This is a genomic window from Flexivirga aerilata, from assembly GCF_013002715.1.
GTDB lineage: Bacteria > Actinomycetota > Actinomycetes > Actinomycetales > Dermatophilaceae > Flexivirga > Flexivirga aerilata.
Map to the genome: position 1 here is coordinate 1335404 of NZ_JABENB010000001.1, position 22891 is coordinate 1358294.

At 70.0% G+C, this 22891-nt stretch carries 22 protein-coding genes and 1 riboswitch; of the genes, 11 read left to right on the forward strand and 11 right to left on the reverse strand.

Annotated features, from left to right (window positions below; translation table 11 throughout):
* The first annotated feature begins 52 nt into the window (after nucleotides 1–52).
* On the forward strand, nucleotides 53–988 hold the full coding sequence (locus tag HJ588_RS06325; protein WP_171153151.1) for a hydrolase: 936 nt from the start codon (nucleotides 53–55) through the stop codon (nucleotides 986–988).
* Between the two features lie 13 nt (nucleotides 989–1001).
* Here HJ588_RS06325 and HJ588_RS06330 read toward each other — a convergent pair whose 3' ends face one another.
* Both HJ588_RS06330 and HJ588_RS06335 read right to left on the reverse strand, forming a co-directional pair.
* The gene (locus tag HJ588_RS06330) at nucleotides 1002–2099 is read right to left on the reverse strand and encodes a 2-oxoacid:ferredoxin oxidoreductase subunit beta (protein WP_171153153.1); all 1098 of its coding nucleotides are present in this window, start codon (nucleotides 2097–2099) and stop codon (nucleotides 1002–1004) included.
* On the reverse strand, nucleotides 2096–3967 hold the full coding sequence (locus HJ588_RS06335; protein WP_171153155.1) for a 2-oxoacid:acceptor oxidoreductase subunit alpha: 1872 nt from the start codon (nucleotides 3965–3967) through the stop codon (nucleotides 2096–2098). Before HJ588_RS06335 ends, HJ588_RS06330 begins: the two co-directional genes overlap by 4 nt.
* 144 nt (nucleotides 3968–4111) lie before the next feature.
* Here HJ588_RS06335 and HJ588_RS06340 point away from each other — a divergent pair, with 144 nt between their 5' ends.
* A complete protein-coding gene (locus HJ588_RS06340) occupies nucleotides 4112–5503 on the forward strand; it encodes a chloride channel protein (RefSeq protein WP_212755313.1) in 1392 nt (463 codons plus the stop codon).
* 34 nt (nucleotides 5504–5537) lie between these two features.
* Here the strand turns inward: HJ588_RS06340 and HJ588_RS06345 are convergent, their stop codons facing one another.
* The 3 genes from HJ588_RS06345 to HJ588_RS06355 form a co-directional block, all read right to left on the reverse strand.
* Entirely contained in the window at nucleotides 5538–6425 is an 888-nt protein-coding gene (locus HJ588_RS06345; RefSeq protein WP_171153158.1) for a sigma-70 family RNA polymerase sigma factor, read from the reverse strand.
* Complete coding sequence (locus HJ588_RS06350; protein WP_246241766.1) at nucleotides 6377–6820, reverse strand: carboxymuconolactone decarboxylase family protein; 444 nt, start codon at nucleotides 6818–6820, stop codon at nucleotides 6377–6379. Before HJ588_RS06350 ends, HJ588_RS06345 begins: the two co-directional genes overlap by 49 nt.
* A gap of 83 nt (nucleotides 6821–6903) precedes the next feature.
* Entirely contained in the window at nucleotides 6904–7305 is a 402-nt protein-coding gene (locus HJ588_RS06355) for a CoA-binding protein (protein ID WP_171155460.1), read from the reverse strand.
* Nucleotides 7306–7410: 105 nt separating this feature from the next.
* Here HJ588_RS06355 and HJ588_RS06360 point away from each other — a divergent pair, with 105 nt between their 5' ends.
* Both HJ588_RS06360 and HJ588_RS20245 read left to right on the forward strand, forming a co-directional pair.
* Nucleotides 7411–8139, forward strand: coding sequence for a hypothetical protein (locus HJ588_RS06360; protein ID WP_212755314.1), 729 nt, complete (start codon nucleotides 7411–7413; stop codon nucleotides 8137–8139).
* A 48-nt stretch (nucleotides 8140–8187) separates the two neighbouring features.
* Nucleotides 8188–8451, forward strand: a complete 264-nt coding sequence (locus HJ588_RS20245) for a hypothetical protein (RefSeq protein ID WP_171153160.1) — start codon at nucleotides 8188–8190, stop codon at nucleotides 8449–8451.
* Between the two features lie 93 nt (nucleotides 8452–8544).
* Here the strand turns inward: HJ588_RS20245 and lon are convergent, their stop codons facing one another.
* Nucleotides 8545–10947, reverse strand: coding sequence for an endopeptidase La (lon, locus tag HJ588_RS06370; protein ID WP_171153162.1), 2403 nt, complete (start codon nucleotides 10945–10947; stop codon nucleotides 8545–8547).
* A gap of 316 nt (nucleotides 10948–11263) precedes the next feature.
* Here lon and HJ588_RS06375 point away from each other — a divergent pair, with 316 nt between their 5' ends.
* From HJ588_RS06375 to HJ588_RS06395, 5 genes are all read left to right on the forward strand, one after another.
* The gene (locus tag HJ588_RS06375; RefSeq protein ID WP_171153164.1) at nucleotides 11264–11665 is read left to right on the forward strand and encodes a DUF4186 domain-containing protein; all 402 of its coding nucleotides are present in this window, start codon (nucleotides 11264–11266) and stop codon (nucleotides 11663–11665) included.
* Complete coding sequence (locus HJ588_RS06380; protein ID WP_171153166.1) at nucleotides 11662–12504, forward strand: MBL fold metallo-hydrolase; 843 nt, start codon at nucleotides 11662–11664, stop codon at nucleotides 12502–12504. The genes HJ588_RS06375 and HJ588_RS06380 overlap by 4 nt, the downstream gene beginning before the upstream one ends.
* Nucleotides 12505–12668: 164 nt before the next feature.
* Nucleotides 12669–14027, forward strand: coding sequence for an HNH endonuclease signature motif containing protein (locus HJ588_RS06385; protein WP_171153168.1), 1359 nt, complete (start codon nucleotides 12669–12671; stop codon nucleotides 14025–14027).
* A 40-nt stretch (nucleotides 14028–14067) separates the two neighbouring features.
* Nucleotides 14068–14547: a VOC family protein gene (locus HJ588_RS06390; protein WP_171153170.1), complete on the forward strand. Its 480-nt coding sequence runs from the start codon at nucleotides 14068–14070 to the stop codon at nucleotides 14545–14547.
* Nucleotides 14548–14574: 27 nt separating this feature from the next.
* Nucleotides 14575–15276, forward strand: a complete 702-nt coding sequence (locus HJ588_RS06395; RefSeq protein WP_171153172.1) for a hypothetical protein — start codon at nucleotides 14575–14577, stop codon at nucleotides 15274–15276.
* Nucleotides 15277–15292: 16 nt separating this feature from the next.
* On the opposite strand, the gene pseI is transcribed toward HJ588_RS06395, so the two are convergent.
* Nucleotides 15293–16342, reverse strand: coding sequence for a pseudaminic acid synthase (gene pseI / locus HJ588_RS06400; RefSeq protein ID WP_171153174.1), 1050 nt, complete (start codon nucleotides 16340–16342; stop codon nucleotides 15293–15295).
* 152 nt (nucleotides 16343–16494) lie between these two features.
* Here pseI and HJ588_RS06405 point away from each other — a divergent pair, with 152 nt between their 5' ends.
* The gene (locus tag HJ588_RS06405; protein WP_171153176.1) at nucleotides 16495–17370 is read left to right on the forward strand and encodes a LysR family transcriptional regulator; all 876 of its coding nucleotides are present in this window, start codon (nucleotides 16495–16497) and stop codon (nucleotides 17368–17370) included.
* Between the two features lie 46 nt (nucleotides 17371–17416).
* Here the strand turns inward: HJ588_RS06405 and HJ588_RS06410 are convergent, their stop codons facing one another.
* From HJ588_RS06410 to HJ588_RS06425, 4 genes are all read right to left on the reverse strand, one after another.
* Complete coding sequence (locus HJ588_RS06410; RefSeq protein WP_171153177.1) at nucleotides 17417–18079, reverse strand: methionine ABC transporter permease; 663 nt, start codon at nucleotides 18077–18079, stop codon at nucleotides 17417–17419.
* On the reverse strand, nucleotides 18079–19149 hold the full coding sequence (locus HJ588_RS06415; protein ID WP_171153179.1) for a methionine ABC transporter ATP-binding protein: 1071 nt from the start codon (nucleotides 19147–19149) through the stop codon (nucleotides 18079–18081). The genes HJ588_RS06410 and HJ588_RS06415 overlap by 1 nt, the downstream gene beginning before the upstream one ends.
* On the reverse strand, nucleotides 19146–20117 hold the full coding sequence (locus HJ588_RS06420) for a MetQ/NlpA family ABC transporter substrate-binding protein (protein WP_171153182.1): 972 nt from the start codon (nucleotides 20115–20117) through the stop codon (nucleotides 19146–19148). The genes HJ588_RS06415 and HJ588_RS06420 overlap by 4 nt, the downstream gene beginning before the upstream one ends.
* Before the next feature lie 92 nt (nucleotides 20118–20209).
* Nucleotides 20210–20313: riboswitch (SAM riboswitch) on the reverse strand.
* A gap of 70 nt (nucleotides 20314–20383) precedes the next feature.
* The gene (locus HJ588_RS06425; protein WP_171153184.1) at nucleotides 20384–21298 is read right to left on the reverse strand and encodes a DMT family transporter; all 915 of its coding nucleotides are present in this window, start codon (nucleotides 21296–21298) and stop codon (nucleotides 20384–20386) included.
* 78 nt (nucleotides 21299–21376) lie between these two features.
* Here HJ588_RS06425 and pdxR point away from each other — a divergent pair, with 78 nt between their 5' ends.
* Nucleotides 21377–22879: a MocR-like pyridoxine biosynthesis transcription factor PdxR gene (pdxR, locus tag HJ588_RS06430; RefSeq protein ID WP_171153186.1), complete on the forward strand. Its 1503-nt coding sequence runs from the start codon at nucleotides 21377–21379 to the stop codon at nucleotides 22877–22879.
* Nucleotides 22880–22891 lie beyond the last annotated feature (12 nt).

Sequence of the window (22891 nt, forward strand, 5' to 3'; positions counted from 1 at the left end):
GCCGGGCGCTCCCCGGCGGCGCGTGCACCCACGTCCCCCGTGAAGGAATCCCATGCGCACTCGTCCCGCTCTGCTCGCCGTCGCCGCGGTCCTGCCGCTCGTCGCCACCGGCGTCGCGGCCGCCCCGTCCGCGAAGGCCGCCACCACCGCCAAGGTGCTCTTCGACAACGGCCACGCCGAAACCGCCGGCAACGCCGACTGGATCATCTCCACCTCGCAGCCCAACCCCTTCAACCAGAACTCCGCCCCGACCCGGGAGACCGACTGGACCGGCGCCCTGTCGTCGTGGGGCGTCTCCCTCGCGCAATACCGCTCGACCTACACCTCGCTCGCGACCACCACCCGCGCGTTGACGTATGGCGACACCTCCAACCCGCAGGACCTGGCGAACTTCACCGAGGGCGTCGTCCCCGAGCCGAACACGTCGTTCACCGCGGCGGAGCGGACCGCGCTGATGAAGTTCGTGCAGAACGGCGGCGGGCTCTTCCTGATCATCGACCACGCGAACAGCGACCGGAACAACGACGGCATCGACAGCGTCGGCGTCGCCAACCAGCTGTTCAGCGCGAACGGGGTCGACAACACCAACCCGTTCGGCATCACCGCCGACGTGAAGAACTACAGCTCCGAGAACGAGACCAACATCCCGGCGGCGGCGAAGTCCCACCCGGTCATCAACGGTCCGTGGGGCACGGTCACCGGCTCGATCCTGCGCGGCGGCACGACCTTCACCATCGACAAGACCGCCAACTCCTCGGCCACCTGCCTGCTCTACCGCAACGCGGTCAGCAACACCGGCAACACCGGCTGCTTCGTGGCGGCGTCCACCTTCGGCTCCGGCCGGATCGTCACGTGGGGCGACTCTTCACCGGTCGACGACGGCACCGGACAGAGCGGCAACACGCTGTATGACGGGTGGAACGACCCGGCCGGCACCGACGCCGAGCTCGCGCTCAACGCCACCGACTGGCTGGCGAAGCTTTCCTGACCGGGGCCTCGCGTCAGGCGCGCGGCTCCATCGAGCCCTCGACGGTCCAGGTGTCCTTGCCGTGCAGCAGTTCCATCAGCTCGGTGTCGGACGCCGGTCCGTCGGGGGAGGCCGCGGCGACCTGCGCGCGGACGCCGTCGTCGTAGGTCGGGCGGTCGACGTTGCGGAAGATGCCCATCGGAACGTGCGCCATCGACGGGTCGTCGAGCCGGGAGATCGCGAACGCCAGCGACGGGTCGGCAGCGGCCACGTCGTGGGTGACGACCGTCGCCGGGTCGGCATCCTTCTCGGGTATGACGGCGAGGTTGCCGTCGGTGCCGCGCACCACGACACGGGCGGTGTGGCCCTCGCCGGCCCGGATCGGCTCGCCGTCGGTCAGGTGCAGGATGCGCGCCTGGCCGTCCTCGGAGTCCTTGAGCACGTCGAACGCCCCGTCATTGAAGATCGGGCAGTTCTGGTAGATCTCCACCAGCGAGCTGCCGCGGTGCTCGGCGGCGGCGCGCAGCACCTCGGTCAGGTGCGTGCGGTCCGAATCCATAGTGCGCGCAACGAAACTCGCTTCCGCGCCGAGCGCGAGCGACACCGGGTTGAACGGCTGGTCGACCGACCCGGACGGGGTCGACTTGGTGACGGCGCCGATCTCGGACGTGGGGGAGTACTGCCCCTTGGTCAGGCCGTAGATCTTGTTGTTGAACAACAGGATGGTGAGGTTGACGTTGCGGCGCAGCGCGTGGATCAGGTGGTTGCCGCCGATCGACAGCGCGTCGCCGTCGCCGGTCACCACCCACACCGACAGATCTGGCCGGCTGGTCGCCAGTCCGGTCGCGATCGCCGGCGCACGGCCGTGGATCGAGTGCATGCCGTAGGTGTCGAGGTAGTAGGGGAACCGGCTGGAGCAGCCGATGCCCGACACAAAGACGATGTTCTCGCGGCGCAGCCCCAGGTCGGGCAGGAAGCTCTGCACCGCGTTGAGGATGATGTAGTCACCGCAACCGGGGCACCAGCGCACCTCCTGGTCGGAGGTGAAGTCGCGCTTGGTCTGCTTCTCCCCGTCGGGCAGTTGCGGCACTCCTGCGACTCCGCTGGCCGGCATACCGAGATCGATGCTCATGGTGCACTCCCTTCGCTGAGGGCTTCCAGGTGCTCATTGATCACCGCAGCGAGTTCGACTGCGGTGAAAGGCAATCCACGCACAGCTGTGTGACTGTGTATGTCGACGAGGTATTCGGCACGCAGCAGCAGCGCGAGCTGGCCGAGGTTCATCTCCGGCAGCACCACGCGGTCGTAGGAGCGCAGCACCTCCCCGAGGTTGGCCGGCATCGGCGCCAGGTTACGCAGGTGAGCGCGGGCCACCTTCGCGCCGGTCGCCCGGGCCAGCCGGGTGGCCGCCGCGATCGGTCCGTAGGTCGAACCCCAGCCCAGGACAAGGAGTTTCGCGTCGCCGGACGGGTCGTCGACCTCCAGGTCGGGCACCTCGATGCCGTCGATCTTGGCCTGCCGCAGCCGCACCATCGTGTCGTGGTTGGCCGGGTCGTAGCTGATCTCGCCGCTGCCGTCGGCCTTCTCGATGCCGCCGACCCGGTGCTCCAGCCCCGGTGTGCCCGGCACCGCCCACGCCCGGGCGAGCGTCTGCTCATCACGCACGTAGGGGTGGAAGACCGGCTTGCCCTTGGCGTCGGTGGCGTTGGGCTCGGTGGCGAACTCCACGTCGACGGAAGGGATTTCGTCGAGCGACGGCAAGCGCCACGGCTGCGAGCCGTTCGCAAGGTAACCATCGGTCAGCAGGATCACCGGGGTGCGGTAGGTCGTCGCGATGCGCACCGCATCGATCGCCGCGTCGAAGCAGTCGCTCGGCGACGACGCCGCGATGACCGCCACCGGCGACTCGCCGTTGCGGCCGAACATCGCCTGCAGCAGGTCGGCCTGCTCGGTCTTGGTCGGCAGGCCGGTCGACGGGCCGCCGCGCTGCACGTCGACCACGACCAGCGGCAGCTCGAGCGACACCGCGAGGCCGATCGTCTCGGACTTGAGCGCCAGGCCCGGGCCGCTGGTGGTGGTGACGCCGATGGCGCCGCCGAAGGAGGCACCGAGCGCCGACCCGATCGCGGCGATCTCGTCCTCCGCCTGGATCGTGGTGACCCCGAAGTGCTTGAGCTTGGACAGGTTGTGCAGCAGGTCCGACGCCGGGGTGATCGGGTAGCTGCCGAGCACCAGCGGCAGGCCGGCCCGGTGCGCCGCGGCGGTGAGGCCGTAGGCGGTGGCGACGTTGCCGGTGATGTTGCGGTAGGTGCCGGCCGCCATGGCCGCGGGCGCGACGGCATACTGCACCGAGAACGCCTCGGTGGTCTCGCCGTAGGCATGGCCGGCGCGCAGCGCCGCGAGGTTGGCCTCGAGGACGTCGGGCTGCCGCGCGAACTTGGTCGTGAGGAAGGCCCGGGTGCCGTCGAGCGGCCGGGTGTACATCCACGACAGCAGCCCGAGCGCGAACATGTTCTTCGCGCGCTCCTTGTCCTTGCGGCCCAGGTCGAACTCGGCCAGCGCCTCGACGGTGATCGAGGTGAGCGGCACCGGGTGCACCTGCCACGACTCGAGCGAGCCGTCCTCGAGGGGGCTCTCGGCATACCCGACCTTGGTGAGGTTGCGCCGGGTGAACTCGTCGGTGTTGACGATGATCGTCGCGCCCCGCGGCAGGTCGCCCAGGTTGGCCTTGAGCGCCGCCGGGTTCATCGCCACGAGCACGTCGGGGGCGTCGCCGGGCGTCAGCACGCTGTGGTCGGCGAAGTGCACCTGGAAGCTCGAGACGCCCGGCAGGGTGCCCTGCGGCGCGCGGATCTCGGCGGGGAAGTTGGGCAGGGTCGACAGATCGTTGCCCAGCACGGCGCTGTCGCTGGTGAAACGGTCTCCGGTCAGCTGCATCCCGTCGCCGGAGTCGCCGGCGAATCGGATGACGACGCTGTCGATGTTCTTCAGGGTGCTCACGTAGGCTCTCCTGCTCGGCTCTCCCGCCCAATTTACGCGGCGCACTACAGGTGTTCGCACAAGGGCCGGATAGCGGACCCGTCATCATGGTGGCGACGGACCGCATCCGTGCATCACCGGGGAAGAACAAGGAGCCGCCCACTCGTGGGACACCGCCACCGCCGCACTCCCGTGCGCAGCGAACGCGAGCGGGTGCCGCCGCCACTGCTCAAACGGCGGCTGCCGTCCGGGCGGGCGGCGATGAGTCAGCCCAACGTGACCGGGGACGGCGAGGCCGCGCTGACCCCGCGCTTCTGGGCCGCGATCGTGGTCACCGGGGTCGCGGCAGGTCTGCTCGGCGGACTGCTGATGCTGCTGCTGCGGGCCGTCTCCGCCGTGGCGTATGGCGCGCGCGATCTGCCCGACTTCGCCCGCGCGGTGCAGGACGCGTCCCCGTGGGGGCGCGTCTGGCCGCTCCTCGTGGCGGGCGTGGTCGGGGGCATCGGGTGGTATCTCCTGCGCCGTTACACACCGGGCCGGCGCACCGATGTCGACGACATCCTCTGGACCGGCCACGGGCGGTTGTCGCTGACCCGCAGCGCCGGCACCTCGGTGCTGTCGGAGATCGTCGTCGGTCTCGGCGCGTCGCTCGGGCGGGAGGCGGCCCCGAAGCTGATGGGCGCGGTCGTCGGCAACCTGCTCGCCGAGCGGCTGCACTTCACCCCAGCGCAGGTACGGCTGATGGTCGCGTGCGGCGCAGGGGCCGGCTTCGCGTGCGTCTACAACGTGCCGCTGGGCGCCGCGCTCTTCACCGCCGAGGTGCTGGTCGGCGCGGTCAACCTGCCGATCGTGCTGCCCGCGCTCGCCTGCTGCGCGGTGTCGACCACCACCGCCTGGCTGATCCTGCCCAACCAGCCGGTCTACGTCGGGGTGCCGCAGGTGACCACGACCGCCGCGCTGGTCGTCTTCGCGCTGCTGGTCGGGCCGATCGTGGGTGCTCTCGCCGCCGGTTACGTGCGCCTGATCGGGATCGTGTCGCACCACGCCGTGCGTGGCCGGTGGCTGCTCGTCACCCCGCTGCTCGCCTTCTCGGCGCTCGCCCTGCTCGGGCTGAAATATCCGCTGCTCTACGGAAACGGTGCGGACACAGCGCATTTGGCGCTTCTCGGTGGCGGGTCGGTGTCGCTCTTCCTGGCGTTGTCGATCCTCAAGCCGCTGGTCACCGTGATGTGTCTCGGCAGCGGTGCATCGGGTGGCCTCTTCACCCCCGTGCTCGCGACCGGCGCGGCCCTCGGAGCCGTGCTCGGGTCGCTCTGGAACGACGCCTGGGGCGGCACGGCGATCACCGCCTACGTGCTGGTCGCCGCCGCCGCGATGATGGGAGCCGGCATGCAGGCGCCCCTCGCCGGGATCGTGCTGATGCTGGAGCTGACCCACACCGGTGTCGCGGTGCTGGTGCCGATCATCGCCGCGACGATGATCGCGACCACGGTCAGCCGCTGGATCGACGGCTACTCGATCTATTCGGCCCGGCTCGCGGGGCCCATCGAGAGCTGACGCACCGTCATACCGGCGTCGTCATGTGGCGACGTCATACGAGAGTGAGCTTGTCGGGGTTGCCGACGAACATGATCTCGGCGATGCGACCGTCCTGCACCCGCAGCGCGATCACCCGCCGGCTGGCGTCGCCGTAGAACTCCAGCGCCGGAAAACCGTTGACCTGCATGGGTGTCCAGCGCACGCCGGACCGGCAGATGCCGATCATGAAGCGAGCCACCTTGTCCGCGCCGCGCACCGGGTTGAGCGCCGACGACACGCGTCCGCCTCCGTCGGCCCACAGCACGGTGTCGTCGGCGAGCACCGCCTCCAGGTCGGCCAGCGCTCCGTCCCTGGAGGCGGCGACCAGGGCCTCGAGCAGCCGCCGATGCGTCTCGGCGTCGGTGTCGAAGCGGGCGTCCCCGCCGAGCCGTGCGGTCGCCCGGCGGAAGAGTTGCCGGCAGCTCGCCTCGGTGTGATCGATGACCGCGCCGATCTCCTGATAGGAGTAGGCGAATCCGGTGCGCAGCACGTAGGTCGCGCGTTCCGGAGCGGTGAGGCGCTCGAGCAGTTGCACCGCCGCGAGGGACAGCAGGTCGCGGTCGACGGCGGCCTCGTCGGGCAGCCGGTCGGTCGCCACCGGTTCGGCGATCCACGGACCGATGTAGTCCTCCTGGCGGCGCTGGCGCACCCGCAGCCGGTCGATCGCGAGCCGGGTGACCGTGGTGGTGAGGAAGGCCTCGGCGTTGCGGAGCGCACCGGCGCCGGCGAGCCGCAGCCAGGCCTCCTGCACGACGTCCTCGGCGTCCTGCCAGGAGCCCAGCATGCGGTAGGCATGGGCCAGCATCCGCGGCCGGCCGGACTGCCAGGCCGCGGCGCGCGCGTCGCCCGTCGTCACCTGATGGGCGGCTGCTGCAGCGTCGGTATGGCGATCCGGTTCCACACATTGATGGTCGCAATCGCCATGAGCAGGTCGGCGACCTCCTTCTCGCTGAACTCGTCGGCGACCGCATTCCACGTCTCGTCGCTGACGCCGCCCTCGCTGACCTTGGTCACCTCGTCGGTCAGTGCGAGGGCCGCGCGCTCGCGGTCGGTGTAGAACGGCGCGTCCTCCCAGGCCGCCAATCCATAGAGCCGCTGCGGCTTTTCGCCGGCCTTGGTCGCGTCGTGGCTGTGCATGTCGACGCAGAACGCGCAGCCGTTGATCATCGACGCGCGCAGCTTGACCAACTCGTAGAGCGTCGGATCGACGTTGGCCGCGCTGTATTTCTCCATGCCGTAGATCGCCTTGACGGCGTCGGGTGCGACGGTCGGCAGGTCCATGCGCTGGGTGGGCATCGGTTGCTCCTTCGTGGGGGTGGTGCGGTCTCGTGTGGGTCACCAGGTATGACGACCGGCACCCTGCGAAACGTGACAGCCCGTCAGGAAAGGCGCTGGTGCTCGACCTTGAGGCAGCGGTCCATCACGACCTGCAGACCCGCCGAACGCGCTGTGGTTGCGACGGTTTCGTCGGCGAGGCCGAGCTGGAGCCACAGCACCTTGGCGTGCGCGGCGATGGCCTCCTCGGCGACCTGCGGCAGCTCGGACGACCGACGGAAGACGTCGACCACGTCGGGTGCGCCCGGCAGCGACGCCAGATCGGGGTAGACCGGCCGGCCGAAGAGCTCGGTCAATCGCGGGTTGACGAACCACAACTCGTAGTCGGTGTTGCGGCGCAGGTAATCCGCCACCCCGTAGCTGGCGCGGTCCGGCCGGTCGGACGCGCCGACGATCGCGATGGTCCGCGCGTCGCGCAGGATGGCCCGGACGTCCTCGTCGCTCATGAACCCGACCGTACTGAGCCGAACGCGACTAGTGTCAAGCGGACCGGGACCGGCCGGAGGCCGAGGGGGAGGCATGACGCACGATTTCGCAAGCCCCAGCTGCCGTTGATCCTGTTGTTCGCGGCGTTCGTGGTGACCTTCCTGGTGACCCGCGGCATCACCCGGCTCATCCGCTCGGGCAAGGGCCCCTTCAAGGACAACGTCACCGACTCCGGGGTGCACGTGCATCACGCGGTGCCGGGGCTGATCCTGCTGCTCGTCGGCAGCGTGGTGACCACGGGTGCCGCGACCCCCGCCATACGGTGCCTGGGCGGGATTGCGGTCGGGGTCGGAGCGTCGCTGGTGCTCGACGAGTTCGCGTTGATCCTGCACCTGGAGGACGTCTACTGGGCGAACGAGGGGCGTGCGTCGGTGCAGACGGTCGCGCTCGCCACGGTGTGTCTGGCGTTGGCAGTGCTGGGTTTTGCGCCGGTCACCGGCGCCGACTTCGAGGGCGGACCGGTGGTCGTGATCGTGGCGGTGGTCGTGCTCGCGGTCTTCCTCTGGCTGAGCTGGATCTGCGCGATGAAGGGGAAGTACCGCGTCGTGTTGTTCGGCATCTTCCTGCCCGTCGTGACGGTCGCCGGCGCGATCAGACTGGCCCGCCCCGGGTCGCCCTGGTTCGTCAAGAGGTATGCCGGGGGCTCGCGCAAGCAGCGCGTCGCCATCGAGCGGGCGGCGCGCAGCGACCAGATCTGGGGGCGCCGCTGGCTGCGGTTCGCCGACGCGATCGCCGGCGCCCCGACGCAGCCGGTCGAGGTCAGTCCGCCAGCAGGCGACGTTCGCGAGCGGTGAGCCCGGCGCGTTCTCCGCAGCTGCGATGAGGGAGTTCATCGCCCGCAGTTGCTCGGGCAGCCGGTCCACGTCGAGTCCGAGTCGGCGCACCATGATCTGCGGGATGTGCTCGGCCCTGGCGCGCACCGCCTCGCCCTGTCGGGTCAGCGCGATCACCAGCACCCGCTCGTCCTTGCTGTCGCGCTGACGCGTGACGTATCCGATGCTCTCGATCCGTCGTACGAGTGGGGAGAGCGTGCCCGGGTCGAGCGCGACCCGCGCGAGCGGCTGCGGCGGGAGCGCGCGGCGAAGGTGGCCGCAGCCCACACATGAGCACGCGTGAGCACGCCTCAGCACGCATGAGAAAGGCCCCGTGAATCGGGAAGATCCACGGGGCCTTTCGGTGCCTTTCAGCGCCGTATGGCGTCAGGCCGCGTCCGCCTGGGCCTGCGCGGCCGCGGGCTCGAGAGCCACGGCGAGGATGTCGGCGACATCGCTCACCGGCCGGATCTCGAGCGCGTCACGCACCTCCTGCGGCACGTCGTCCAGGTCGGGCTCGTTGCGCTGCGGGATGAAGACCGTGGCGAGGCCCGCACGCTGCGCGGCGAGCAGCTTCTGCTTCACGCCACCGATCGGGAGCACCCGGCCGTTGAGCGTGACCTCGCCGGTCATGCCGACATCGCTGCGCACCGGGCGTCCGGTCGCGAGCGAGGCGAGCGCGGTGACCATCGTGACGCCCGCGGACGGGCCGTCCTTCGGGGTCGCGCCGGCCGGCACGTGCAGGTGCACCGAGCCGCTGAGCGTCGACGGGTCGATGCCCTGCTCGCTGCCGTGGGCCCGCAGGTAGGACAGCGCGATGTGCGCCGACTCCTTCATCACGTCACCGAGCTGGCCGGTGAGCGTGAGCCGCGGGTCGCCCGCCCTAGCGCCGGAAACGATTGCCTCCGAAGCGTTTTCGCTGCCTGCGGGAGTGCCGTCATACGGTGTCGTCAGCGGCTTGGCCGCCTCGATGAAGAGCACGTCGCCGCCCATGCCGGTGACCGCGAGTCCGGTCGCGACGCCGGGCACCGAGGTGCGCTCGGCCGACTCCGGGGTGAACCGGGGACGACCCAGGTAGTCGCGCAGGTCGCCGACCTCGACCTGCACCGGCGCGGTCGCCTTGTCGGTCGCGAGGTTGGTCGCGACCTTGCGCAGCACCTTGCCGATCAACCGCTCGAGCTGGCGCACGCCCGCCTCGCGGGTGTAGTTGCCGGCCATCTCACGCAGCGCGTCGTCGGAGATCGTGACCTCGTCGGCGGTCAGCGCGGCCCGCTCCAGCTGCCGGGGCAGCAGGTGCTGGGCGCCGATGGCGACCTTGTCGTCGTCGGTGTAGCCGTCGATGCCGACCAGCTCCATCCGGTCCAGCAGGGCCGGCGGGATGGTCTCCAGCGAGTTGGCCGTCGCGATGAAGAGCACGTCGGAAAGGTCGAGGTCGAGCTCGAGGTAGTGGTCGCGGAAGGTGTGGTTCTGCGCCGGGTCGAGCACCTCGAGCAGCGCCGCCGCCGGGTCGCCCCGGAAGTCCGAGCCGACCTTGTCGATCTCGTCCAGCAGCACGACGGGGTTCATCGAGCCGGCCTCCTTGATCGCGCGCACGATGCGGCCGGGGAGCGCCCCGACATACGTGCGGCGGTGACCACGGATCTCGGCCTCGTCCCGCACGCCGCCGAGGGCGACGCGCACGAACCTGCGGTCGAGGGCGCGCGCCACGCTCTCGCCGAGCGAGGTCTTGCCGACCCCGGGAGGGCCGGCGAGCGCCAGCACGGCACCCGAACCACGACCACCGATCACGTCCAGGCCACGCTCGGCGCGACGGGCGCGCACCGCGAGGTATTCGACGATGCGGTCCTTCACGTCCTCCAGGCCGTGGTGGTCGGCGTCCAGCACCTCACGCGCCGCCGAGATGTCGGTGGCGTCGGAAGTCTTGTCGTTCCAGGGCAGTTCGAGCACGGTGTCGAGCCAGGTGCGGATCCAGCCGCCCTCCGGGCTCTGCTCGCTGGAGCGCTCCAGCTTGCCCACCTCGCGCAGCGCCGCCTCGCGGACGGCGTCGGGCAGGTCGGCGGCCTCCACGCGGGCGCGGTAGTCCTCCGAACCCTCCGGCTCGTTCTCGCCGAGCTCCTTGCGGATGGCGTCGAGCTGCTGGCGCAGCAGGAACTCCCGCTGGCTCTTCTCCATGCCGTCGCGCACGTCATTGGCGATCTTGTCGGAGACCTCCTGCTCGGCGAGGTGGTCGCCGGTCCAGCCGATCAGCTTCTCAAGCCGGGTGTCGAGGTCGGCCTCCTCGAGCAGCTGCACGCGCTGCTGCAGGGAGAGGTATGACGCCCAGCCGGCCAGGTCGGCCAGCGCGGACGGGTCGTCGGTGGACTCGACGTGGTCGATCACCTGCCACGCGTTGCGGCGCTTCAGGCTGGCGACGACGAGTCGCTTGTAGTCGGTCGCGAGCTCGCGGGTGCGGTCGCTCGGCGCGGGGGAGTCGACGGTCTCGGCCTCCACCCAGAGGGCGGCGCCGGGGCCGGCGACACCGCGGCCGATCTTCGCGCGGCGGGTGGCGCGCAGCACCGCGGCGGGTTCGCCGTTCGGCATGCGGCCGACCTGCTCGATCGTGGCGATCGCGCCGTGGGTCGGGTACTGGTCGTCGATGCGCGGAGCCAGCAGCAGCTGGTCCTTGTCGGCCGCGCGAGCCGCGTCGACGGCCGCGCGGGCCTCGTCGTCCAGCTCGATCGGCAGGGTCATTCCGGGCAGGGCCACCTGATCGTGCAGAAAGAGCACCGGCAGCTCGAAGGTCGTGGTCATCGCTCTCCTACAAGCGTTGGTGCGGTCCGGGCGGGTTCGTCGGTCGGTGCCGGTGGACGAGCCGGGCCGCTCATCGGAAGTTGAGTCTTATGCACTCAAGGCTTGCGCGGGTTGTTTCATTCCCGAGTTGCGGACTTCGGTCCGGTTCGCGCGGGCAGTTGCCGATCGGTATCCGGGAGCGGATGGGGCGCGGCTCCCGTCATACGCGACGGGCCGGATCGAGAGAGGACTCACCGTCTCGTAAGCGAGGGTGACGTCAGGCGCACGGTTGGTCACGGGACGCCGGACTGTCACACCCGGCTTCTAGCCTCGAAGCATGTCCATCACGTGCATCGACCCGGCGACGATCGACGCGCGGCTGGCGGCGATCGGCCGCCAGCCGTTCCGCGCGCGCTTCCACCTGCGCCCGCCGGAGCGGGAGTTCGTGGCGCAGCGCGGTATGGCGGTGGTGCGCGCACACGCGCGCGACCTGATCGCGCGGCGACTCGCGCCTGCCTGGCCGGTGAAGGACGGCAAGCAGACCCCGTGGGGCGGCCATCCGGTGTTTCGGGCCCAGCACGCGACCGGCACGTGTTGTCGCAGTTGCCTGCAGCGCACGCACGGCATTCGCAAGGGTCACGATCTGACGCCCGCGGAGTTCGACTATGTGATCACGGTCGTATGTCGCTGGGTCGCGCTCGAGTGTGGTGCCGACCAGTCGGCACACTGCGAAGCATGACGTACAGCGTCGGGCCGGTTGAGGTCGAGCGCGTCGTCGAGCTCGAGTCGTGGCGATTCGCGCCGGCTGACATGTTCCCGGCCGTCACGCCCGAGCTCTACGCAGGCGACTCGCTGGATTTCACGATCGCCACCTATGTAGTGCGCACGCCCGACCTGACGATGCTGGTCGATGCCGGGAACGGCAATGACAAGCACCGGCCGGTCCTGACTGCGCACGATGGGTTCCACACCGACTATCTCGACCGGCTGGCGACGGTCGTCGAGCCGGAAGACGTCGATGTCGTGGTGTGCACACACCTGCATCCCGATCACTGCGGTGGCCTGACGCGTCTCGTCGATGCTTCCTGGGTGCCGGTCTTTCCCCGCGCCCGGCACCTGGTGCCCCGGGAAGAACTCGCCTGGCTGCAAAGTCTGGTGGCCACGGCGGATGTCGACGGGCCGGTGGCGGACCTGGCCCGCACCTACGAGGACAGCGTGCGTCCCGTGCTCGACGCTGGATTGATCGATGAGGTCGACCTGCCCGTCGATCTGGGGCACGGAGTGACCGTGCGTGCCGCCCCGGGTCACACCGCCGGGCATGTGGTCGTCGAACTGAGCCACGGCGATGAGTTCGCCGTCGTCTGTGGCGACCTGCTGCACCATCCGTTTCAGATGGCTGATCTCGCGTTGGCGCACTCCGGTGATTTCGACCCGGACCGGGCGCACCAGACGCGAAGGCAGCTGGTGGAGAAACTCGCCGACAGCGGAGGTCTGTTGTTGCCCTGCCACTTCGGTCCCGGCCACGTGACTCGCACGACCGCCGGTTTCGCTTGGCAACCCCTCCGCCGCGGACGATAGGCGCCGCGCGGCGACTCGTCGCCGATCTCCTGAGCGATCACGCTGCGTCGTCGCACGGGCAGACAGTTTCGCGAAGTTCGTTCGAACAGACCTCCGGTTGTCGGTGGTCGACGTTATGATGATCACAACGACGAAAACGACTGCGGCGGAAGGAGATTCGGGCTATGTCTCTTGATTCTGCTGTGCCGCTGCCGGAGCGTCCGGAGGTGCCGGACGGGGTATCGCGGGTGCCGGTTGAGCCGGGTCGTGGGCCGGAGGTTTTGGCGCAGTTGCAGGCGGTCGCGGCGTTGCTGGACGAGGTGCCGGAGGTGGTGCACCAACTCGGCGACAGACAGCTGGAGTCGCTGACCCAGGTGGTGTTGCGGCTGCACGGGCGGTCGGCTCAAGTTGCTGCGGTGGTCACCGCGGATGCGGTGGACCGGGGCACGGTCGCGGGCTCGACGGCGGCGAACACCACCCAATGGGTGGCCCGGCACGCTGCAGCGGCCGGGGTGCCGGTCGAACCAGCGGAGGCGAAATCGATCGCGGTGGTCGCCGAGGCGTGCCGGGAACCGAAGAACGCGGTGATCGCGGCAGCAGTCGCGCAGGGCAGCTGCACGGTGTCGACGGCGCGGGCCGCGTTGACCAACGCGGACAAGGTCGCGCCCGTGGTGCCGTCCGCGGACCGGGGTGAAGTGTTGTCGTGGTTCCTGCAACTCGATCCGTCGCTCGGGGTCAAGGGTGTGCAGGCGTTGACCCGGAAGATCCTGGCGACCTACGCATCGGAGGCGTTGTCGGCGCAGGACGCGAAACTCGAAGCCGTCGAAACCCTGACCTGGGGTACGACCGCTACCGGGATGACCCGACTCGTGGCCGAGTTGGCGCCGGCGAATGCTGCGGTGCTGAAGGCCGCGATCACCGCCGGTTCCGCACCCCGACCCACCACCACCGGTGGCGGGGATCCCGGTCGCGGTACTGAGGTCGTGCGGGATGACCGCACCCCGGGCAAACGCCGGGCGGATGCGTTGATCGAGTTGGTGACCGCGGGCGCGAAAGTCGCTGCCGGTGAAGTGGCACCGGTCGGGTCCGCGGCCACGGTCCTGCTGACGGTGGACCTCAAGTCGTTGACCGACGGGATCGGTGGGGCAATCACCCCGACCGGTGACATGCTCGATGCGGGAGCGGCCCGGAGGGCCGCGTGTGATGCGGACCTGATCCCCGCAGTGCTCGGCGGGCCGAGTCAACCGTTGGATGTGAGCCGGCGAGAACGCCTGGTCACCAAGGGGTTACGCGCGGCCGTGCTCATACGTGATGGCGGGCGCACCTTCCCCGGCTGTGACCGACCACCGGGTTTCTGCGAGGTTCACCACGTGACCCCCTGGTGGGCCGGCGGCACCACCAGCCTGACCAACTCCGCCATGCTCTGCTGCCGACATCACCAGGAAGTCCACCGCCACGGGTTCATGGCACAAGTCCGCCCCGACGGCGTCACCTGGGACCTCACCGAAGGCCGCATGCCCGGCCACGCACACGCCGCCGCGTAAATCACTGCCGTCCGAACCCGTTACCGAGCACACTGACGCCATGAGTGCTGCGACCCCGTCGAAAGCCGCCCTGCCGAAACAGCTTCGGCTGATCATCGAGACCGACGACTTCGACGAGGCGCTGCGGTTCTACCGCGACGTGCTCGGTATGCCGGAGCAGGCCGCCTACGCCACCGAGGGCGACGACCGGGTCGCGATCCTGCGCGCCGGCGTCGCGACGATCGAGCTTGCGACCCATCAGCACGCGCAAGCGATCGACGAGGTCGAGGGCATGCCACCGGGCACCACACCCACCCTCCGGATCGCACTCGAAGTGGACGACACGCCGGCAACCGTGGAGACCGTGCGACAGGCCGGCACCGAGGTCCTGGCGCCACCCGTCGAGACGCCATTCCGGAGTGTGAACGCCCGCGTGCAAGGCCCGGCCGGGTGGCAGGTGACGTTCTTCCAAGAGCTCGAAACCCTCGAGCAACGTTCGCAACAGCCAGGATTCACCACCGACGACACTCGCGAGCGCTGAACGACTCGCCATGACACCATGCCGACCGTGACCGACTTCGTCCTGCGCGCACGGGCCTTCCTCGCCGCCCACCACCCGGACGCCGACATCGCGTTCCTCGGCGGCAGCGCGGCGACGGGACACGCGACCGCCACCTCCGACCTGACATCCTGGTCCTGCTCGGCGACAGCCGGCCGGACGCGTCCTACGTCGAGACGAGCACGTATGACGGACAACTCGTCGAGGCGTTCGTCTACGGCCAGGCCGCGATCCGCACCTGGACCGCCCGCGGCCGCACCGAACGCCGCCCCGTGCTGGATCGCCTTGCGGCCGAGGGCATTCCGCTCACCCAAGGCACCAAGACCCAGGACTGGCAGGCCGAGGCGCGCGCGGTCATGGCAGCCGGCCCCGCCCCGCTCACCCGCCGCCGAGACCGACGCACGCCGTTACGCGCTGACGTCCCTGCTCGACGACCTCGCCGAACCACGGGACGACGTCGAAGCGGCCGTCGTCGCCGCAGCGACCTGGCGCGAGGCCGCCGAGCTCGCGCTCGGCCTGGACCGGCACTGGCTCGGCACCGGCAAGTGGCTACTCCGCGCACTCCGGGAGAGTGACGAGACCGACCGCTTCGGCCTGATCGCAGCCGCCCGACTCACCGACCGCGCGCAGGTCGCCGCCGCCGGCCACGCCGTGCTCGACGCGGCCGGCGGCCGACTGCAGGAGGGTCACCTGCGGTGCGAAAAGCCCTGATATCCAGCAGGTTTCGTCATACCAGCGCCCAGTCGAGAGCGGTCCCGCGCGGCACGTCCCGGGTGAAGGTGCGACCCTCGACAACACCGAAGAGCTCCGGCGCCAGCCCGCCCGCCGGCCGGATCGCCCGCACCGTCTCCGGGGTCACCCGGTCCCCGGCGCGCACGTCCGCGACCACGTAGAGCGACCTGCGGAAACGCAGGCCCTCGCGCTCACTCGCCACCGCGCCGATGCGCTCGTCGCCGAGCGCGCGAGCGGCAACCGCGGACTCCCGCACCAGTAGGGCGAGTTCGCCCGGCAGGAGAGAGAACGCCGAGTCGACACCGCCGTCGTCCCGGGACAACGTCAGGTGCTTCTCGACGATGCTGCCGCCGAGCGCCACCGACGCGAGAGCGGCGCCGACCCCGAGCGTGTGGTCGGACAGCCCCACCACGACATCGAAGGTGTCGGCGAGCAACCGCAAGCCGCGCAGATTCGAATCCGCCGGATCGGCAGGGTAATTGGCGGTGCAGGACAGCAACGCCAGCTCGGTGCAGCCTGCGGCACGGGCGGTGTCGACGGCCGCCGCGATCTCCGCGACCGACGCCATGCCGGTCGACAGGATCAGCGGTTTGCCGGTCTTTGCCACCCGCTCGATCAACGGCAGGTCGATGATCTCCGACGACGCGATCTTGTATGCCGGCACGTCGAGCGACTCCAGCAGGTCGACCGCCGTCGCGTCGAACGGCGAGGAGAACGCGACCAATCCGAGTGACCGCGCCAGCTCGAAGATCGGCGCATGCCACTCCGACGGCGTGTGCGCCTGCGTGTAGAGGTCCCACAGCGTCCGGCCGCCCCACAACTCGTGGCCGTCGGACAACCGGAAGCCGGGCGCGTCCGACTCGATCGTCATCGTCTCCGGGCGATAGGTCTGCAGCTTCACCGCATGGGCGCCGCTCTCCGCGGCGGCACGCACGATGTCCAGCGCCCGGTCGAGCGAGCCGCCGTGATTGCCGGACACCTCCGCGATCACGAACGGCTGCTCGCCGTCGCCGATCCGGTGGCTGTCGATGGTGAGGTGTCGCATGGCGCGGCCTTCCTGGAGTCGGTATGACGGGGGGCTTCGCCCGCCGGACCAGACTCAGCCCCGAGGGCGGCCCGCGTCCAAGTGCGGCCGCTGATCGTGCCATCAACGTCGTCTATCGCCGCAGGTCAGGAGCTCGTGGCACAGTGATCTGCGTGACCGGTCTCGACCCGCGACTGCTGCCGTCGTTCGTCGTGGTGGCGCGGGTCGGCAACGTCACCCGCGCAGCCGCGGAGCTCAACCTCACGCAGCCGGCGCTGTCGGCGCAGTTGCAGCGGCTCGAGGCCCAGCTCGGTGTCACCCTGCTGCACCGCACCCGCAGCGGCGTCGAGCTCACCGCGGCCGGTGAGGCGCTGCTGCGGCGCGCCGAGGAAGTCGTCGCGCTGACCGAGCTGGCGACCGCCGAGTCGCGGGCGGCGGCGGGACTGGATCGGCTGCGCGTGGACGTGCACGACGAGGCGCTTGCCGTCCCGCGGGAGATCCTCACTCGCCTGGGCAGGATGCGCATCCCGATGGAGGTCAGCGCGATCGGCACGTCCGAGCAGGACCGACTGCTCCTGTCGGGCGAGCTCGACCTGGCGCTCGGCGGCCGTCGTCGGACGCCACTCCCGACGCCACTTCCGACGGCGCTGGTCGAGACGCACCTGGTCGACGAACCGTTGGGTGTCGCCTTCGCGCGGGATCACCCCGCCGCGAGTGCGGAAGCGGTCGACCTGGCAGCGCTGCGCGACGAAGCCTTCTACCTGCCGCGCCGCAGCTTCTCTCCGGACTGGAACGACCTGGTCGAAACCCTGTGCCACGACGCAGGATTCAGCCCGCGCATCGCGGATATCGCGACGGAGTCGACACGGTTGCCGATGTCACTGGTGGCCGCCGGTCGATGCGTCGCGGTCAGTCTGCTGTCGACCCCGGTGCCGTCGACGGTGGCACTGGTGCCGCTGCAGGGTGTCGCCGACTTCGAGTGGACCGTGCGCCATCGCCGCGACGCGCGGCATACGGTCTATGACGCGGTCGCGGCGATGGGCGGGTGATGCCGCTGCCGGGCGGGCAGCTAACGGACAGTCAGGTACCGGGCTGTCAGCGGCGCAATGCCTTGCGGGCCAACGCATTTCCGCTGAACTGCGCCAGCTGCACCAGCACGATGATCGCGGCGACGGCGACCCAGGTGACGGCCCAGTCGAAGCGGTGGTAGCCGTAGGTGATCGCGAAGTCGCCGAGCCCGCCGCCGCCGACGGCGCCGGCGATCGCGGTCATGTCGACCACGGCGACGAAGACGAACGTGTAGCCGAGGATCAGCGGACCGAGTGCCTCGGGCACCAGCACCGACCGGACGATTCGCCAGGGGGAGGCGCCCATGGCCTCGGCTGCCTCGATGATACCGGGATCGACTGAAACCAAAGACTGTTCGACGATGCGGGAGACGCCGAAGGTTGCCGCGATGACCAGTGGGAAGGTTGCAGCGGTGGTGCCGATCGTGGTGCCCATCGCGCGCAACGTCAGCGGTGCGATCGCCGTCACGAAGATGATGAACGGGATCGGCCGGACGATGTTGACCAGCACGTTGAGCACGGTGTTGACCGCGCGGTTCTCCAGCAGGCCGCCGGCCCGGGTGGTGAACAGCGCGACCCCGAGCAGCAGCCCGAGCAGGCCGCCGAGCGCGATGGTCACGACCGCCATGACGAGCGTCTGCCAGATCGCGGTCTGGAAGGTCGGCCACAGGGTGGACCAGTCGGCGGTCATCAGGAGATCACCTCCGCCGTGCCGATGCCACGCAGCGACCCGATGGTCGCCTCGACGGCCTCCGGTGCGCCGGTGAGCGCCAGCGTGAAGCTGCCGAGCGTCTCGGCCTTCAGCTCGGTCACCCCGCCACGCAGGATCTCGAAGTCGACCCCGTGCTCGCGCGCGGCCGCACTCAGGGTGCGGCCGAGTCGCCGCTCGTCACCGACGACGACCGACACGAGCGTGCCCTGCAGATCCTGCGGAAGGTGTTGTCGCAGAGTCTCGTTCGTGCTCGTCCCGGTTGCGGCGGCGAGGAAGCGCTGGGTCGTGGGTGTCTGCGGCGCTCCCAGCACGTCGCGCACCGTCCCGGTCTCGACGACCCGCCCCGCGTCGAGCACGGCGACCCGGTCGGCGATGGAGCGGACGACCTCGAGCTCGTGGGTGATGACCACGATCGAGATCCCGAGCTCCTCGTTGACCCGGCGCAACAATCCCAACACGTCGCGGGTCGTCTCCGGGTCGAGAGCGGATGTGGACTCGTCGGCCAGCAGGAGATCGGGCTGGGTGGCGAGCGCCCTGGCGATGCCGACCCGCTGCTTCTGCCCGCCGGAAAGCTCCTCGGGATAGGACCACGCCTTGTCCAGAAGCCCTACGAAGGACAGCAATTGGGCCACCCGGTCCTCCCGCTCCGCGCGGTCCAGGCCGGCGAGTTCGAGCGGATAGGAGACGTTGCCCACGACCGTGCGCGACCGCATCAGGTTGAACTGCTGGAAGACCATCCCGATCCGTCGGCGCACCTCGCGCAGCGGTTTGCCCGAGAGGGCGGTGATGTCGGTGCCGTCGACGGTCACCGTGCCCGAGGTGGCGCGCTCCAGCCCGTTGAGCAGGCGCACGAGGGTGCTCTTGCCGGCGCCGGAGTAGCCGATCACCGCGAAGATCTCCCCGCGCGGGATGTCGAGAGTCACGTCCTCCAGGGCGGTGTGCGCGGAGTCGCCGCGACCGAAAACCTTGGAAACCTTGTCGATCCGGGCGATCAGCTGATCCGAGGATGCGCCTTCGGTGGAGGGTGCGGTCAGGGTCGAGGCGCTCATGACGATGCCTCGACGGTCTTCTGCAGCCCGGCCAGGATCTTCTGCAGGTCGGCCGCGGGCTTCACCACCGACACGCTGGTGCCCTTGCTTTCGGCGATCACCTGCTTCTGCACGCGCGGGTCCTGATAGAGCTTGACCACTTCGGCGTAGGTCGGGTTGTCCTTGTCCTGCGCGCGGGCGACGATCACGTTGATGTAGGGCTCGGACTGCGCCGACTTGGGGTCGTCGGAGAAGAGTGCCTTGCTCGGGTCGAGCTTGCCGTCGAGGGCGAAGTTGTTGTTGACGACCGCCCCGTCGACCGACGACAGCGAGGTCACCGTCTGCGCGGCGTCGACCGGTGTGACCGACACCTTTGAGGCGCTCTTGTCGATGTCGGCCGGGGTCGACAGCACGTTGCCGCCGTTCTTGAGTTTCAGCAGGCCGGCCGACTGCAGCACCAGCAGCGCCCGCGCCTGGTTGGTCGGATCGTTCGGGATCGCGACCTTGCCGCCGGCCGGAATCTGCTGCAGCTTCTGGTATTTCGAGGAGTAGAGGCTGAGCGGCACGACATACGTTGAACCGATCGGTGTCAGCGACTGGTGTGACGACACGTTGTAGTTGGCCAGGAAGACCAGGTGCTGGAAGAGGTTGAGGTCGAGTTGACCTTGCGCCAGCGCAGGGTTGGCCTGCGTGTAGTCCTGGAAGTTGACCGTCTTGATGCGGATGCCGTTGTCGCGGGCGAGCTGCTTGAACGTCGTCCAGTAGTCCTGGTCGGCATCGGTGACACCGATCGTCACGGTGCGCAGCGACTCACCCGAGCCGCTCGGCGCCGTGCCGCGGCCGGCGGCGAAGCCGCCCACGCCGCCGACGACGAGCCCGAGCACCGCGAGGCCGGCGACGGTGCGCCGGCTCGTCCCGCTGCGTGGGCGCGGGGGCAGTTGCGGACGGTTCGGGTCGTCCTGACCGACGCTCCCTGGTGTTTCGAACATCGTTGTCATCCCTCATGTTTCGTGTATGACGGGACGGCACGCACGAAACGCACCGCGCGCAGGATTGCTGCGCGCCGTGCGGTAGCCGGGAGCTGCCGTGCTTGCCGTTACGGCCTAGTCATCACCTGGAGCACCCCGCCACGTGCGTGAGGGTTGCCGTCCAACCAGCCAGGGCTTCGCGTTGGATCTCGTGACTGCTCAAAACATAAGGCGACGTTACGGGATAAGTCAAAATGCGTAACGTTGCTAACGGGTTGTGATCCGACTCACACCGGCGTTGGTTCGGTCGCCTCGCCACTGTGACGGGTCGCCGGCGTGGCGTGACGTGACCGCAAGCCGAGGGCCAATCCCGTTGCCACCACTGCGACTCCGGCCCAGACGCCGATGCCGGGGAAGGGGTGCCCGAGTGAAACGCCCGTCATCGCCGCGGCCACCGGTGCGATCCCGGTGAGCAGCCCGGCGCGAGCGGCGCCGAGGCTCGCGACGCAGCCGTACCAGAGCACGAACGCCCCGGCCGTCACGAACACCGCGAGGAAGGCGGTCGCCGCGAGTGCAGTCGCGTCGAGCCGCAGGACGGCGCGCGGCCCCTCGCGCCATACGCCGGGAAGTGCGAAGCCGGCCGCAGCCAGCCAGGTCGTGTGCACGGAGACCCCGAACGGCGAGTGCCGTGCGAAGAGCGGCATTGCCAACAGGGTGAAGCCCGCTTCGCAGGCGAACACGACGACCGCCCAGACCAGTCCGACCGCGTCGCTGCGACCGAAGCCCTCGACGAGCGCTGCGCCCAGCGTGACGACGGCCGCCGCGAGCACTGCCCGGGCGGTCGGCGACGATCCTTCGAGCAGTGGACCGACCGCCGCGAGCACCACCGGCACACACGCAACCGCGACCCCGAGCACGGCCGGCTCGGCGTGCTCGCCGCCGACGATCAGCGCGACGTTGAAGAGGATCAGTCCGCAGCCGGTGACCCCGGCCAGCCACAGCCACTCGACACCGCGCGGCCGCTGGATCCGTCGGCCGGTGAGTGCGCAGAGTGCCACCAGCAGGGCGGCGGCCACGGCATACCGCAACGCCTGGACGGTGAGGAAGGGCGCCCGCGACAGCCCGGCGCTGACCGCGACGCTGCCCCCGACGAACGACATCGCCAGCGCGCCACCGACTCCGGCTCGACCTGTTCGGCTCATGACAGTGACCATGACGATGACGATGACAGGCGTTTTGGACCTCTTGAAGGACCAATTCAACCTCGCCATAGTGGACCAATGACCGGTGCCGACTTCCTGCAGCTCGATCCGTCGCGGGCGCCGGCGCGCGGGGTCACCGAATGGCTGACCGGTCAACTGCGCGGCGCGATCGCCGACGGGCGGCTGTCGCCCGGAGCCCGGTTGCCCGCCACCCGCGAACTCGCGGCGGACCTGCGGATCGCGCGCGGCGCCGTCGTCGAGGCCTACCAGCGTCTCCGCGAGGAAGGGCTGGTCGACGGGCGCACCCGGGCCGGGACGACGGTGCGCTCGGCGCCGGCCCGGCCGCAGCGCGCGGGCCGGCGCAGCGCGGCCGTGACCACGCCGACATCGCCGCATCCTGGGGCGGCGCCGAGCGGCATACGGCTCGACCTCTATCCGGGGTTGCCCGATCTCACCGACTTCCCACGCGCCGCGTGGTTGCGACACGAGCGAGCAGTGCTGACCGAGACACCTGCTGCCGAGCTCGGGTATGGCGACCCGCGCGGTCACCCGGTGCTGCGCGCCGAGCTCGCCGCGTGGCTCTCGCGCACGCGCGGACTACGCGTCGGTGCGGACGGGATCATCGTGGTCACCGGCGTGGCGCAGTCACTCGCACTGCTGGGTCAGCAGCTCGTCAGAGACGGGAAAAACATTGTTGCAGTGGAGGATCCGGGATCAGCGGGCGCCGTCCAGCAGCTGGAGCACTGGGGCGTGCACGCCCGCCCGGTCCCGGTCGACGCGGACGGCCTGGTCGTGGAGCGCCTGGCGTCGACACGCGCCCGGAGTGTGTTCGTGACACCGGCGCACCAGTTCCCGACCGGTGTCGTGCTGAGTGCCGCACGGCGCCGCGACCTGGTGGAGTGGGCCGGTCGCGGCCGGCTGATCATCGAGGACGATTACGACGCCGATCAGCGGTACGACCGAGCTCCGGTCGCCGCGATCCAGCCCGCCGCCCCCGATCTGGTCGCGCACACCGGGAGCACGTCCAAGTCGCTCGCCCCCGGGCTGCGGCTCGGGTGGCTGGTCCCGCCGCCACGGTTGTATGACGACCTGGTCGTCGCCAGACGGGCGAGCGACCTGGGCGGCCCGGCGCTTGCCCAACTGGTGCTGGCCCGCTTCATCGCGTCCGGCGACTACGACCGCCACCTGCGCCGGCAGCGTGCCCGGCAACGACACCGTCGCGACGTCCTGCTCGAGGCACTTGCCGCCGCACTGCCCGACGCCGCGATCGGCGGTGTCGCGGCCGGACTGCACGTGCAGGTCACCTTCCCGCACCTCGCGGGCCGGCTCGACGACCGGGACCTCGCGGCCGACCTCGCCCGGCGCGGCGTGCGGGTGCAGCCGCTGCGCATGCACCGTCATACGCCGGGGGAGCCGGGACTGGTGCTCGGTTACGGCGCGGAATCCCCGGACGGCCTCGCCGAAGCCGTCGGGATCATCGCCCGCGTGGTCGCCGGCGCGGGCGGCTCCCGCGGCAGATCGTTATGTACACCTGTGTCGATTGGCGGTCACCTACCGCAAGAACCGGCCCCTGATCGTTAGTCTGCCGGGGTG